Source organism: Pseudoalteromonas sp. SS15 (assembly GCF_049257195.1).
Lineage (GTDB): Bacteria > Pseudomonadota > Gammaproteobacteria > Enterobacterales > Alteromonadaceae > Pseudoalteromonas.
The window spans coordinates 533641-546616 of sequence record NZ_JBMMUD010000002.1; the positions used below are offsets into that span (position 1 = coordinate 533641).

Sequence of the window (12976 nt, forward strand, 5' to 3'; positions counted from 1 at the left end):
CTAGTCTACACTTTAGGGATTTTTAATACCTGGCCAATATACAAGGTATTTTTACTCAGTTTATTGGCTTTTTTCAGCGCCGATACCGTGGTGCCATAACGCTGTGCTAACAAGCTTAACGACTCACCTCGCTTTACTTTATGTTGCATAGGTTTATTTTCTTTCAAGCGGGCAAACAGCGAGTCATCTGGCGGATTTTGCTGATAATGAGTGCGAATCGCCTTAAAAATTGCACGTGCTAACCGTTCTTGGTGACGTGCCGTTTTAAGCATTTTTTCTTCTTTTGGATTTGAGATAAATCCTGTTTCAACCAAAATAGACGGTATATCAGGTGACTTTAGAACCCCAAAATTAGCAGACTGAGGCGTTTTCTTATGCAATTTAGAGACTTTCTTCAGCTCTCTTACCACTTCTTCTGCAACGGTAAAACCAGTTTTCATAGAGTGATCCATCGACATATCTAATAAGGCTTTTGCTAGATAGCGCTCATTTGCCGTGTCTTTAATCAAATCAGCAGCACCACCTAGTAATTGAGAGTGCTTTTCTCGGTCTTCTAGCCATTTACCAGTTTCTGACTGCGCGCGTCTTAAAGATAATACCCATACAGAGGTGCCGTTAGGTTCTGGTCGAGTAAATGCGTCGGCATGAATAGACACAAAAAAGTCAGCACGTTTTTGTCTGGCTTTTGAAGTGCGTGTATTAAGCTTTAGAAAGTAATCACCTGTGCGAGTGAGCCTTGCTTGCATGCCTGGCTCTGCATCAATCATTCTCGCCAGCCTTTTAGCTATCGGGAGTGTTATATTTTTTTCATAGGTCCCTGAAGGGCCAATAGAACCTGGGTCTTCGCCACCGTGACCGGCATCAATCGCAACAATAATGTCTCGATCAGTCACGCGCTCCCGCTTTTTCTTTGTATCGTTCGCTTCTAGGCTTTTTTGCTTGCCATATAAATCTATCACTAATCTATCTTTATAAGGCCCAGTAGGTGCCAAAGCAAAAATAACAGGTCGAGCAGTACGCGTTAAATCGAACACTAGGCGGGTACTTTTCGCACTTTTTGGTTTGCTGTAACGCAGCTTAGATAACACACGGTGCTCTTTAGGAATTGCCGGCAGCTTGTTATGCTTTTTTGTGTTTTCTAAATCAACCACTAAACGAAGCGGGTTCTTTAGCATAAAGTAGCTAAATTCGGGTTTGGCAGACATATCAAGCACAACGCGGGTACTCTCAGGTGAAGGCCACACCCGAACCCCTTCAATGCTATTTTTTGCCCATGCTGATACACTCAGTAACAGGCAAAAGATGAGACTTAACTGTATTATTTTAATTATTCTTAGACTGTTCATCGTTTTGTAGTGTGTTTAGTATCGCAATACCTCGCTCAGACTCAGTTTCAATACTGATCTGTCTTTGCTCCCCTTGGTACTGCATAGTAATATTTAAATCGGGAGTTGGAATAAACCCATGCCCCTTTTCAGGCCATTCAATCACGCAAATCGCTGTCGGTGCAAAATAATCTCGGATCCCCATATACTCCAACTCTTCAGGGTCACCCAAACGATACAAGTCAAAATGATATACCGAACAATTCGCTAATTCATAAGGCTCAACTAGGGTATAGGTTGGACTCTTAACCTTACCAGTATGACCTAAGCCCTGCACAATGCCGCGTGTTAAAGTGGTTTTTCCTGCCCCGAGATCACCATGTAAAAAAATCACCGCGCCTTGTTGAACAACCTGAGCAAGCCTGCCACCCATATTCACGGTTGCAGTTTCATCCTCTAACAATAAAGTAAACGTATTACGCATGTTTATCCTAATAAACGTCGAATATAAACGAATAAATCACTGGCTAGTAACCCCTTTTCACCGTCTTTAGCAGCTATCTGCGCTGCGAATCCGTGAATATACACCGCGAGTTGAGCAGCGGTGTTTTGGGCTAACCCTTGTGCAATTAAAGCAGCAATCATACCAGATAAAACGTCTCCCATCCCAGCACTGGCCATTGCAGGCGTTCCTGAGCGGTTAATTGCTGTGCAATTGCCATCATATATCAAACTGCCAGGCCCCTTTAATACCACTGAAGCCATATATTCTTCATGGAGTAATTTCGCCACTTCGAAGCGAGCAGACATACTGTAATGCTCACCTAATAATCGCCTAGCCTCTCCTTCATGGGGTGTAATGACGCACCTTGGTAATTTTTTTGGTCGCTTTGCCAGTAAGTTTAAGCCATCGGCATCTAAGACTATTTCACCATCAAACTCTATGGCAGTATCAAACAGCTCCTTTGCCCAACTAGATTGTCCTAGTCCTGGTCCTATCACTAAGACATCGGCTTTATCCATAAGTGCCAATAAATCAGCTTTATTTTCAACGCCATGCACCATGAGCTCATAGCGCCCTTGTAGTACCATGGCAACATTATCTGGATGCGTTGCGACACTGACAAGGCCAGCCCCTGCGCGTAAACAGGCCTCTGCCGCCAGCCGTATGGCACCAGCCATCCCCTTCCCACCACCAATTAATAACACATGACCACATTGGTTTTTGTATGTGTCTATTGCTCTTGCTGGACTGTTCGAAAGGTGCGCGTGTTGATTAAAATACGTTGCAGATGCCTGAACAAGCTCGCTGAAAGCTTCTGCAACCCCCAATTCAGCTAGATAGAGTTGGCCACAATACGCCATCGCTTGACCCGTTAATAAGCCTTGCTTTAACGCGATAAAGGTCAGCGTGACATCTGCTTTAAAGGCGCCAATAGCAACCTCTGATGAATTGGCATTCACACCGCTGGGGACATCTATACTCACCTTAGTTGTAGTGCTTTTTTCACATTGAGCAAAAATAGAAATAAGCGGAGCACTTAGCTCACCTTTAAACCCAGTGCCAAATACGCCATCCACAATGACATCAAACGTTTGCTGCTGAGGCCAACCTGCACTGAATTCTACTTCACATAATTTAGCATGCTGGTAGGCTTTTAACGCATCACCTTGCAATAAACTAGTCGGAAACACACTGTAAACGACAACCTGCCGGCCCGCTTGCTGTAAATGTGCGGCCAACAAGTAGGCGTCTCCCGCGTTATTGCCTTTTCCAGCCAAGATCAAGATTCGTTCAGCATCAACAAACTCGACGTCAAACAAACTGAATAACGCCTCACCAGCTCGTTGCATTAATTGCCATAAAGACAGTCCCATTTTTTGCGCAGCTTGTGCTTCATACGCTTGTACCTGTTGGGCGAGGTATGCGTATTGTGGTAAATTAGCGGTGTATTTAGCTTCCAAGATTATGATTCCGTGACTGCCACTAAGATTGATTATATTGAACTTGCTGCAAAAATTAAGCAATGGGGTAAAGAATTTGGCTTTGCCGACGTTGGGATCACTGACATTGATCTGAGAGAACACGAAGCTCAACTGCAGCGCTGGTTAGATAATGGCTATCATGGCGAAATGAGTTACATGGCCGCCCATGGAATGAAACGGGCAAGACCCGCTGAACTTGTCCCGGGCACTCAGCGGATCATCAGTGTAAAAATGAATTATCTGCCACCTGAAGCGAGCTTTGCAAAGGCGCTTGGAAATAAAGAAACCGCCTATATTAGCCGCTATGCGTTAGGTCGTGATTACCATAAAGTGATCCGTAATAAACTGAAGAAGCTTGGACAAAAAATTGAACAAGAAGTTGGACAGTTTGGCTTTCGCCCCTTTGTGGATTCAGCGCCAGTATTAGAACGCCAACTCGCCGAAAAAGCAGGCCTTGGATGGCGTGGTAAAAACAGCTTGTTAATCAATAAACAAGCTGGTTCATGGTTTTTTTTAGGGGAGTTATTTGTCGACTTACCCCTTCCTATTGATGAACCAAACGAAGAAGAAGGCTGTGGAAAATGCACCGCCTGTTTAACATTGTGTCCTACTGGTGCCATTGTTGAACCCTATGTTGTTGATGCTAGAAAGTGCATTTCGTATTTAACCATCGAGTTGCAAGGCCCCATTCCTGAGGAGTATCGCACTCTACTGGGCAATCGCGTATATGGGTGTGATGACTGTCAGCTGGTTTGCCCTTGGAATCGCTTTGGACAACTCACCCAAGAAGATGATTTTTCCCCACGTAAGAACTTAAAAGATCAAGAACTACTGACGTTATTTAGTTGGACAGAAGATACATTTTTGAAAAACACCGAAGGTAGCCCAATTCGCCGAATAGGTTTTGAACGTTGGCAGAGAAACCTGGCTGTTGGCTTGGGTAATGCACCATTTAATCAAACCATCGTTGACGCTTTAGAATCTGCGCTTCATCAAAGTAGTGATTTGGTCAAAGAGCACATTGAATGGGCTTTAGAGCAACAAAGGCATAAACAGAGCAATGAAGATAGAAAACAATTGCGCTTGATCCGCATTATTGAAAAGGGACTACCACGCGATGCTTAATACCAATCCTCAATAATACTCAATCATTTTGAGGGACTAAAACTGCCGCTAACTTCGTTGAAAATTTCTTATTTAGAACAACTAAATAGCAAAATTTTCGTCTCGTTACCGACACGTTTTTCTTGCCTCAAAATAGATCGCTTAATTAAGAGGATTGGTATAACAAATAGTGGTTGCCCCACTACTTCTTATTAATTAACGATAAATCTGCTTCAATTTCAGCAAAAGCCGTTCTGACTCTAGTGATAGACTCTTCACGCGCAACAGAGTTTTGGATTGCCTCATCAACGTTAGTGAAAATAAATACTTCTTGGTCTTCATCTAAGCCCATTGTCGGGATACGGTTCTCAAACTGCTCTTGCAGTGAGCGAAATACCTCTTCGTTGTGCTTACGATTATCGTCTAATAGCGACATTAACCCAGTGAACTTACTGTGCACCATAGAAATCACTTCTGAAAGGTTTTGTTGCTGTTCTTGTAACTCTCTGCGTGTCAAAATTGACAAAAGTTGCTGCTCAGTCACACTCACAATAAAGCAAATATGATCTCGAATACGGCCATGCTTTTCTTCGTCATCTTCAGGCATATTCAAAATTAATAGGCTGAGATTTTCGTAATTTACCAGAATACGGTTTTGGAACTCATGTAATCGGCCTTTTGATTTGAGGATTTCGAAAAGTTCCAGCACAATCGGAGAACATAAACCTGATGACGCAAAATGCTGTCTATCGTCGTCAATTCTCAACTCCATATTACAATTCAGACCAAAACTTGAAAGACAACTGATCAAGGCTTGTGCTAATTCAGAGACATCGTCTATTTGACCGATTTGCTCGATGTAATTAACAATTTGCCCCATTTCGCTGCTGGTCGCCATAGCGCTAAATGCAGTGCTGGTTGCATCCTCAACTTGTTGCTCAAGACTTTCTTTTTCAAGTAAAATCTGCCCCAAATTACTCAGTTTACTCTTTAGTTCACCATGAGCAAAGGGCTTAACAATGTAGTCTTCGGCACCCACAGAATAGCCTTCCATACGCTCTTCAACTGAGCCTCGAGCAGAGACGAACATAACGACTATATCTTTTGTGGCTGGGTTTGCTTTTATTTGACGGCAGACTTCATAGCCGTCCATACCCGGCATACTTACATCGAGTAAAACGACTTGAGGGGAAAACGACTCCAGCACTTCCAAACATTCCGGTCCGCTTTCTGCGGTCACCAGTTGCAAGTCTAAGTCTTCTAAGATTTCTTCTATGATCTCTAAATTAAACGGCTCGTCATCAACGGCTAAAATTCTTTGTAATGCCATGATCTATTCCTTTTCTTGATACCTATAGAATAGTTATAGTCTTGGTTTAACAAGTTTGCTAAACCATTAATTCGTTTTGTTTCGTTAATGGTAACTCAATCATCACAGTTGCACCGCCATTATTATTGTTCTTAGCGCAAATATAACCCTTATGTAGTAGTATAAACTCCTTACAAATGGCCAAACCAAGCCCTGTTCCACCAGCTCCACTGTTAGTTTTACTACTTTGCACAAACTTAGAAAAGACCTGCTCTAGCTCGTCTTCAGGAATACCGACACCACTGTCACTGATTGCAATATTGACCTTTTCTTCAACTAAGGTAATCGCAACACCTATCTCACTGTCTTTCGGGCTAAATTTAAGTGCATTTCCTAGCAGGTTTCGCATCACCTGATTAAGTTGTTCTTGGTCACAAAACAGCGGCAGTTTATCTACTGGAGAATTAACTCTAATTTGAATATTCTTCTCCATTGCAGAGCCTGCGACATCTTCGATGCCTGTTTTAATGATCGCCATTAAATCATTGTTACTTGGGTTAAATGGAAAATGACCCGCATCGAGCTTTGACAGGTCTAACAAATTATTGAGTAATAAAAGTAAACGCTCACCGCTGGTTTCTATTCGAGATAAATATTTTTTTAATTTATCAACGGGGGTTTCTCCCGCACCCAACTTATCTAACCCAAAGCGTGCAAAACTTAAAATGGAATGCATAGGAGTACGAAGCTCATGTGACATATTGGCTAAAAACTCTGATTTACTTTGGTTAGCCGCTTCAGCGTCATCTTTTGCTTTTTGCAACTGTGCAGTACGCGCCTGTACTTCAGCTTCTAATACTTCTTTCGCTTCTTCTAGTAATTGTTGCTTTTTCTTCAGTTGCGTGACATTTTTTAATATCACCGCAAATGCCATTTCACCATGATGGTCAATCTCAGTAAAAGTGCCCATAAGTGGCACCGCGCCGCTTTCTCTGGGTAACAATAACTCAAAATCAAAATGTCTATGAGCCCCCACACCTTGGATCGCCGTTTTAAGGCCTGAAGCAGTCTCTTTATCAAATAGCTCGAAAATAGAATGTTCTGGTAAGTCTTCAGGAGATAATTTTAATAGTTCACCACAGGCATCATTCGCTTCAATGATTTTGCCATTTCGAGAAAACAGCATGATAGGATCAGGTGTATGTTTATAGATAACTCGAAGTAAGCTATCTCTTTCGATTAGGGCATCAACGGTGTCTTGCAGTCTTTCAACCAGCTCTTGGTTATGACGTTTGAGCAGTTCGGTTTGCCATAATTTATGCAAAGATTGCAGTAGTTCACTTTCGTCAAAAGGTTTGATCAGCACATCTTCAACGCCTTGACGAATGGCTTCCATCATATCGACTTGATTTGCTCGAGAGGTAAACAATAGACATCGGCAGTGTGGATATACCATTTTAAGCGCATTAAATACCTCAAGCCCTGTGCCTTGCTCTAAGTTAAAATCACTGATCAGCAAGTCAATATCATTGTCTTTAGCAAGCTCTAAGGCTTCTTCTTTACAATGCGCTGTTAACACTTGGAGTTGAGCGCCGCGTAGACTGGTTGCCAAAGATTCAAGTCGCTCGTGAAAATGGTCAACCAACAACACTTTTGGTAATACAAGCCGAGAATCAATGCCAACCTCTAAGACTCGCTCTAATAGGTTGGTAATTTCTTTATTAGCGAAGAAGGGATAAATCACAATACCATTAGGTAAAGCGCGATTAAATTGACTAAAAACTTGCAAGTGCTCTGTATTGTCAGGCTTAGGGGCGAGTAAAATTAATTTAGGGTGTGCGCGAAGAACAGATAGACTATCTAAATATTCACTGGGAATACCATGCGCAATGGCAACAACGTCATATTGGTTGAAATCAAACTCTTCATTTAACATGCGATAATGAATATGCTCTACTTCACCACCTAGTAACTCAAATAGCACTTTAAGGCGCATGGCCAATACACTGTTACTATCAATTATCAGTATTTTATTAGACATAGCTTGTTCTTAGACTCTATTTTCCAGCCAACCACATATTGACTGGGCAAACTCACACTTGAGCAAATTTGTGAATACGTGTGTTGTTCACAAATGCTTCCCTAGAATAGTCAAACTATAAGTCTGATCATCCATTTCTGCCACTTGAGGAAACTCACCCCATACAGCATAGCTATGCTGCTTAAATAACTTAATACTTGGAGTGTTATGCGAAAATACAAAACCAAGTAATACTTTCAAGCCTATTTCTCGACCATGTTCTTCAGCAAATGCGAGCAGTTTTTTACCCAGCCCCTGACCACGAGCTTTGTGAGTAATATAAATACTAATTTCTTTACAATTCTGGTAAGCCGGTCGACCATAAAAATCTTTATAACTTAACCACCCAAGCACATCTTCACCATCGCAACAAACAAAAATAGGCGAGCACTTATTATGACTTTCAAACCAAGCCATCCGAGACTCAACAGTCACGGGCTCGGTGTCAGCTGTCACCATACGGCTGGCAATGGTTTCGTTGTAAATGGCAACTATCGCCTCTAAATCAGATGCTTGCGCATAGCGAATATTCATTACTTTTACTCTACAATGATCGTGGTAAACGAAGAATTCGTATCTTAAACTAGTCTAATAAAAAATGGGAAAACATATGTGTAAGTATTTATTAAGTTTAATGATTTTGTGCTATGCGCTGCTAACAACGCCAGTGCAGGCAAATAGCTGCGATGACTTCACGAATGTCACAATGCGAAAACTGCACTCTGAAGAGTCAGTAAATTTTTGTGAATTTAAAGATAAACCCCTGCTGATTGTGAATACGGCTAGTAATTGTGGTTTTACAGGTCAATTTAAAGAACTTGAGGCTCTTCACCAAAAGTATAAAGACAAAGGCCTAGTAGTAATTGGTTTTCCTAGCGATGACTTCTTTCAAGAAGAAAACGATGAAGCAGATACCGCTGAAGTCTGTTACGTCAACTACGGTGTAACATTCACAATGCTCTCAACCACAGCGGTTCGTGGTGATGATGCAAATCCTATTTTTAAGCACCTAAATGCAGAGACAAGTTCACCAAAGTGGAACTTCTATAAATATCTTGTTTCAGCAGACAGAAAAACGGTGCAACGCTTTAACAGCCGAACTAAACCGCTTTCGGCAAATTTAACTCAAGCAATTGAAAATTCACTATAACCGTTGCGCGAGAAAAAATTCTATCTATACTAGAATAAACTATGAGTAAATATTGCTCAGATTTAGAATTATGGAGAATGTATGACAGTTGCCAGTGCAAGACATATTTTAGTTGAAAGCGAAGCGCTTTGCTTAGAATTGAAATCAGAAATAGAGCAAGGTGCAGACTTCGCAGAACTTGCAAAAAAACACTCAAGCTGTCCGTCAGGCCAAGATGGTGGTGAGCTAGGCGAATTTGGACCAGGTATGATGGTACCAGAATTCGATAAAGTAGTTTTTTCTGCACCGGTTAATCAAGTACAAGGACCTGTGCAAACTCAGTTTGGTTACCATTTACTAGAAGTAACAAGCCGAACTGAGTAAACATCAATATATTCTAAAGCCGCTTTAGCGGCTTTTTTTATACCTATTTCAAAGGTATTTTTTCAATAAGCATAAAAGATAGGAGCCGATTTATGCACTTGTATGGTTCTGACACCTCTCCCTACGCACGCCGCATTCGTATGTTTGCCCAGTATCATCAATTTGATTTACCTTACACTTGTCTAGATATATTTGCGCAAGCAGATCGACAAATCATGGTTGAGCACAATCCGACTCGCAAAATCCCGTTTCTAACGGATGGTGAATTAAACATTGCGGACTCGGGGTTAATCATGCGTTATTTAACTGAGCAACAGCAGCTACCTGAAATGACTTGGTGGCAAGCGAACCAACTGGTACAAGTCGATGCTTGTAATGATTCATTAATTGAATTGTTACTTTGCCATCGTTCAGGCTTTGATACCTCTGAAAATAAACTCTTCTTCAACCTTCAATATGAACGCATTGCTGCACTTTTGGCCTATTTAAATGAACAATGTGTGAAAGAAGCGTTTTTAGAAAGCAGTTATCTCAAGATCAGTTTATACTGCCTGCTAGATTGGATCTTGTTTCGTGATCTCTATAATTTGCAAGACTTTGCAGCTTTGGTGGCATTTCATCAAGTACAAAGTAATTTGCCTGGTGTAGCACAAACTGATCCTAGACATTCTTGATAGCTTAAACAGGATAAGATGATGAGCGAAATCGAAATTGAATCAGAATTAGTCACATTTGTTGAGCAAGCCCGCCTTGGAGCGCAAGTTTGGGCTTTAGGCGCAGAAGATGGTGGCGTCGTTGTTTGCGAGTCAAACCAGTTTGAAAATGCGGACGTCCTTTTGCTATGGGACAGTGAAGAAAAAGCAAAAGCACAATGTAAAGACGAGTGGCAAGCATACTCGCCTATGGCTATCGACTTAGACGAGTTACTAGACGAGTGGGTTGAAGATTTAAACGAAGACCAAGCACTATTTGGCTTAAACTGGAACGATGAAAACGTGTGTGTAGAAATTGAGCCTACAGGCTTAGCACGCGCTTTGTGTGACTAACGCAATCAAAGTTCCTTCGATAGCACGCACATAAGCTTGTGTGTGCTCTCCTCTGTGAATTGGTGGCATCAGTGGCTCCGCGCCGGCTTCAACCGCTTTATCATAACTCTCAATCACATTTTCACACTCAATACACAATTCAAACCCCAGTGCGGGCTGCTTTGGATGACTACGAATATAACTTTGCTTAAACTGCGCTTGTGCCAAAGGGTGTGAGGCAAAGCCAAGTGTCACCATACCTGTATCTAACTCACCATAATCAGCCGCTTCTGTCAGCGCAGTAGTCGCAAAACCAAAAGCTTGATAGTAGAAATCTAACGCCTCTTCAACTGAGTCGACATAAATGATTGTTTTTAAATACTGCATGTTCAGAAGTAGGTTAAAAAATCGCTTAAACTAAGCATACTATTTGAACAGCAAAATACCAATCCTCAATAATACATAGGGTCTGTTGTTCTTTGCTCTTCGAGTTTTGCTCTTTTTGAGCGGGCTTTGATCACGGCGCTCGGTTTGATGCTTAGTGGGCTAAGTACAATTCGAGCAACAATGAACAAAGTTCGCTCAGAAGAGCCCTTCGGGCAGCGCTTGATTGGTATTTCTACTGCGTTATCGCCTGATTCACATGGAATAACCATGCTACACAGGCTCTGCCTTGTTTAAATACCAATCAAACTGCTGCAAAATTGAATTTGAAAGATCAACAGACCCTAATCATTTTCAGTGACTAAAGCTGTCGCTAACTGCGTTAAAAATCTCTTATTTAGAGTAACTAAATTACAAGATTTTTGCCTTCTTATCGACAAGCTTTCCTTGCCTTAAAATAGCTCACTAAATTAAGAGTATTGGTATAAAAAAGCCAACTTATTCAGTTGGCTTTAATTTATAAGTAGTATTCAGTTATATAAAGTTAAATATACTTAGCCAAGTACTTTTTAAAGATAGGATCTGTTTGCGCTAATTGCTTTTGCTCGTCTAGAATTTCTTTAAGCATAGCTTCCGAAGTTAATGGGTTGGCTAATACTACTCTGAAAACAACCGTAGGCTGATTATCGTATTGTGCTGGCGTAAGGCGTGTACGAGAGACAAATGAGCGCCCAGCTTCACGCTGACGCTTTTGCATGCTTGCCGTGAATCGGTTTAATGCAGCATAAATGTCGATTTTCTCGTCTTCATTCGCATTGGCGATTGCCTGCTTAATTGCCTTAGGTACATAACGGTAAGTTAATAAACATAACTCAGGCTCTGATACCAGCTCAAAATCTTCATCTTGTTTGATAAGCTCGGCAAAGTACTTTGCCTTCGCAATGCCTTTATCAATCAGCATTTCATAGCCTTTACGACCAATCACACGTAAACACGCATGTACCAACATCGCCATGCCAGGACGGCTACCCTCTAGCGTATGACTCCCTAAATCTTTAGAGCCCTTACGAAGAATATATTCAGCGTGATGTTCGATGGCATCGGTGGCATGCGGATCTTTAAACAGCACCATACCTGCGCCCATAGGCACATACATTTGTTTGTGTGCGTCAATGGTAATTGAATCCGCACGCTCAATACCTGCTAATAATGGACGCGCATTGCTAGACAATAAGGTAGCGCCACCCCAAGCTGCATCAACATGGAAGTGACAGTTTAGCTCTTGAGCTAGATCAGCCATCTCATATAATGGGTCTATGTTACCTGTCTCCGTTGTGCCAGCAACCCCCACTAATGCCATGACCTTAATGCCTTGCGCTTCAAGCTCTAACGCTTTCTCACGCATGGCCTGAACATCAACCTTGTTATTATCACTGGTCTTAACGGCAATAAAATTGTCGCGGCCAATGCCTAATACATCTGCGGCTTTACCCAGTGAATAGTGACCGCGTTCAGACACTAAAACCGCCAAGCCTTTGTAGCCATAATGCATCATAGCTGCCACTAGGCCTTGGCTGTTAATACCTTTAAAATCACCTTGTGGTTTTAATAAGCGATTTCGGGCGATCCAAAGTGCGGTAATATTGGCAACGGTTCCACCTGAGCAAAACGCACCTAACGACGTTTTTGCACTGTGCATCCATTTGCCATAAAAAGATTCTTCAGCACCGTAAGCAAGGTGGTGCATCATACCCAATACTTGGCGTTCTAGTGGCGTAAATGCTTTCGAGGTTTCGATTTTAACTAGGTTCTGGTTTAACCCCACCATGAGTTTTGACAGAGGTAAAACAAAATGAGGAAGTGCTGAGGTCATATGCCCAATAAAACTCGGGGAAGCCGTATGCACTGAATGCGCAACAAGCTGCTCCATTATGTCTTGAGCATAGTCAGATACAAACATAGGCTGTTCTGGAATAGCAGCCGACTGAAAATCTTTTTCCACTTCGTGCAAAGGTTTTTCAATTGCAGCAATATTCTCGTTTAAAAAGCCCACCAAATTATTGGAGATTTCCAGTTCAATCTTGCTTAAAGTTGAATCTGGCGCTTCCGGCACCGTAAATATACGCATTAAAGTTTCATCAGAAGCTACAGCACAACGCTTAGGACCCATGTTTCTACCTAGTTAAACAAACCAACGATGGACTTAAATATCCCCATTGGCCTTATAATTCTTATATGACTAAACCGCTA

General features: G+C 41.8%; 14 protein-coding genes. 5 read left to right on the forward strand and 9 right to left on the reverse strand.

The features are described from left to right. Positions 1–5: 5 nt before the first annotated feature. The 3 genes from AAEU28_RS06760 to AAEU28_RS06770 are packed head-to-tail and all read right to left on the reverse strand — an operon-like array spanning position 6 to position 3290. Positions 6–1346, reverse strand: a complete 1341-nt coding sequence (locus tag AAEU28_RS06760; protein WP_421963436.1) for an N-acetylmuramoyl-L-alanine amidase — start codon at positions 1344–1346, stop codon at positions 6–8. After that, a complete protein-coding gene (gene tsaE / locus AAEU28_RS06765; protein WP_421963437.1) occupies positions 1324–1809 on the reverse strand; it encodes a tRNA (adenosine(37)-N6)-threonylcarbamoyltransferase complex ATPase subunit type 1 TsaE in 486 nt (161 codons plus the stop codon). The genes AAEU28_RS06760 and tsaE overlap by 23 nt, the downstream gene beginning before the upstream one ends. A 2-nt stretch (positions 1810–1811) precedes the next feature. Beyond that, complete coding sequence (locus AAEU28_RS06770) at positions 1812–3290, reverse strand: NAD(P)H-hydrate dehydratase (RefSeq protein ID WP_421963438.1); 1479 nt, start codon at positions 3288–3290, stop codon at positions 1812–1814. Between the two features lie 12 nt (positions 3291–3302). Here AAEU28_RS06770 and queG point away from each other — a divergent pair, with 12 nt between their 5' ends. Continuing rightward, on the forward strand, positions 3303–4436 hold the full coding sequence (gene queG, locus AAEU28_RS06775) for a tRNA epoxyqueuosine(34) reductase QueG (protein WP_421963439.1): 1134 nt from the start codon (positions 3303–3305) through the stop codon (positions 4434–4436). Positions 4437–4617: 181 nt separating this feature from the next. Here the strand turns inward: queG and AAEU28_RS06780 are convergent, their stop codons facing one another. The 3 genes from AAEU28_RS06780 to AAEU28_RS06790 all read right to left on the reverse strand — a co-directional run bounded on the left by AAEU28_RS06780 (position 4618) and on the right by AAEU28_RS06790 (position 8338). Next, positions 4618–5745 carry a response regulator gene (locus AAEU28_RS06780; RefSeq protein ID WP_138477996.1) on the reverse strand — a complete coding sequence of 376 codons (1128 nt, stop codon included), beginning with the start codon at positions 5743–5745 and terminating at the stop codon, positions 4618–4620. Between the two features lie 58 nt (positions 5746–5803). Continuing rightward, positions 5804–7765, reverse strand: a complete 1962-nt coding sequence (locus AAEU28_RS06785) for an ATP-binding protein (RefSeq protein ID WP_421963440.1) — start codon at positions 7763–7765, stop codon at positions 5804–5806. 87 nt (positions 7766–7852) lie between these two features. Further along, positions 7853–8338: a GNAT family N-acetyltransferase gene (locus AAEU28_RS06790; protein WP_421963441.1), complete on the reverse strand. Its 486-nt coding sequence runs from the start codon at positions 8336–8338 to the stop codon at positions 7853–7855. Positions 8339–8414: 76 nt separating this feature from the next. Between AAEU28_RS06790 and AAEU28_RS06795 the strand changes: the two genes are divergently transcribed. From AAEU28_RS06795 to AAEU28_RS06810, 4 genes are all read left to right on the forward strand, one after another. Then, a complete protein-coding gene (locus AAEU28_RS06795; RefSeq protein ID WP_421963442.1) occupies positions 8415–8954 on the forward strand; it encodes a glutathione peroxidase in 540 nt (179 codons plus the stop codon). 81 nt (positions 8955–9035) lie between these two features. After that, positions 9036–9317 carry a peptidylprolyl isomerase gene (locus AAEU28_RS06800; RefSeq protein ID WP_349285420.1) on the forward strand — a complete coding sequence of 94 codons (282 nt, stop codon included), beginning with the start codon at positions 9036–9038 and terminating at the stop codon, positions 9315–9317. Between the two features lie 92 nt (positions 9318–9409). Then, positions 9410–9991 carry a glutathione S-transferase family protein gene (locus AAEU28_RS06805; RefSeq protein ID WP_421963443.1) on the forward strand — a complete coding sequence of 194 codons (582 nt, stop codon included), beginning with the start codon at positions 9410–9412 and terminating at the stop codon, positions 9989–9991. Positions 9992–10012: 21 nt separating this feature from the next. Beyond that, complete coding sequence (locus AAEU28_RS06810) at positions 10013–10363, forward strand: DUF2750 domain-containing protein (RefSeq protein WP_058030992.1); 351 nt, start codon at positions 10013–10015, stop codon at positions 10361–10363. Here the strand turns inward: AAEU28_RS06810 and AAEU28_RS06815 are convergent. The 3 genes from AAEU28_RS06815 to panP form a co-directional block, all read right to left on the reverse strand. Continuing rightward, a complete protein-coding gene (locus AAEU28_RS06815; protein WP_138477985.1) occupies positions 10340–10729 on the reverse strand; it encodes a VOC family protein in 390 nt (129 codons plus the stop codon). The two genes, AAEU28_RS06810 and AAEU28_RS06815, sit on opposite strands and share 24 nt — an antisense overlap. Before the next feature lie 65 nt (positions 10730–10794). Continuing rightward, the gene (locus AAEU28_RS06820; protein ID WP_421963444.1) at positions 10795–10998 is read right to left on the reverse strand and encodes a hypothetical protein; all 204 of its coding nucleotides are present in this window, start codon (positions 10996–10998) and stop codon (positions 10795–10797) included. 272 nt (positions 10999–11270) lie between these two features. Continuing rightward, a complete protein-coding gene (gene panP, locus AAEU28_RS06825; RefSeq protein ID WP_421963445.1) occupies positions 11271–12896 on the reverse strand; it encodes a pyridoxal-dependent aspartate 1-decarboxylase PanP in 1626 nt (541 codons plus the stop codon). Positions 12897–12976 lie beyond the last annotated feature (80 nt).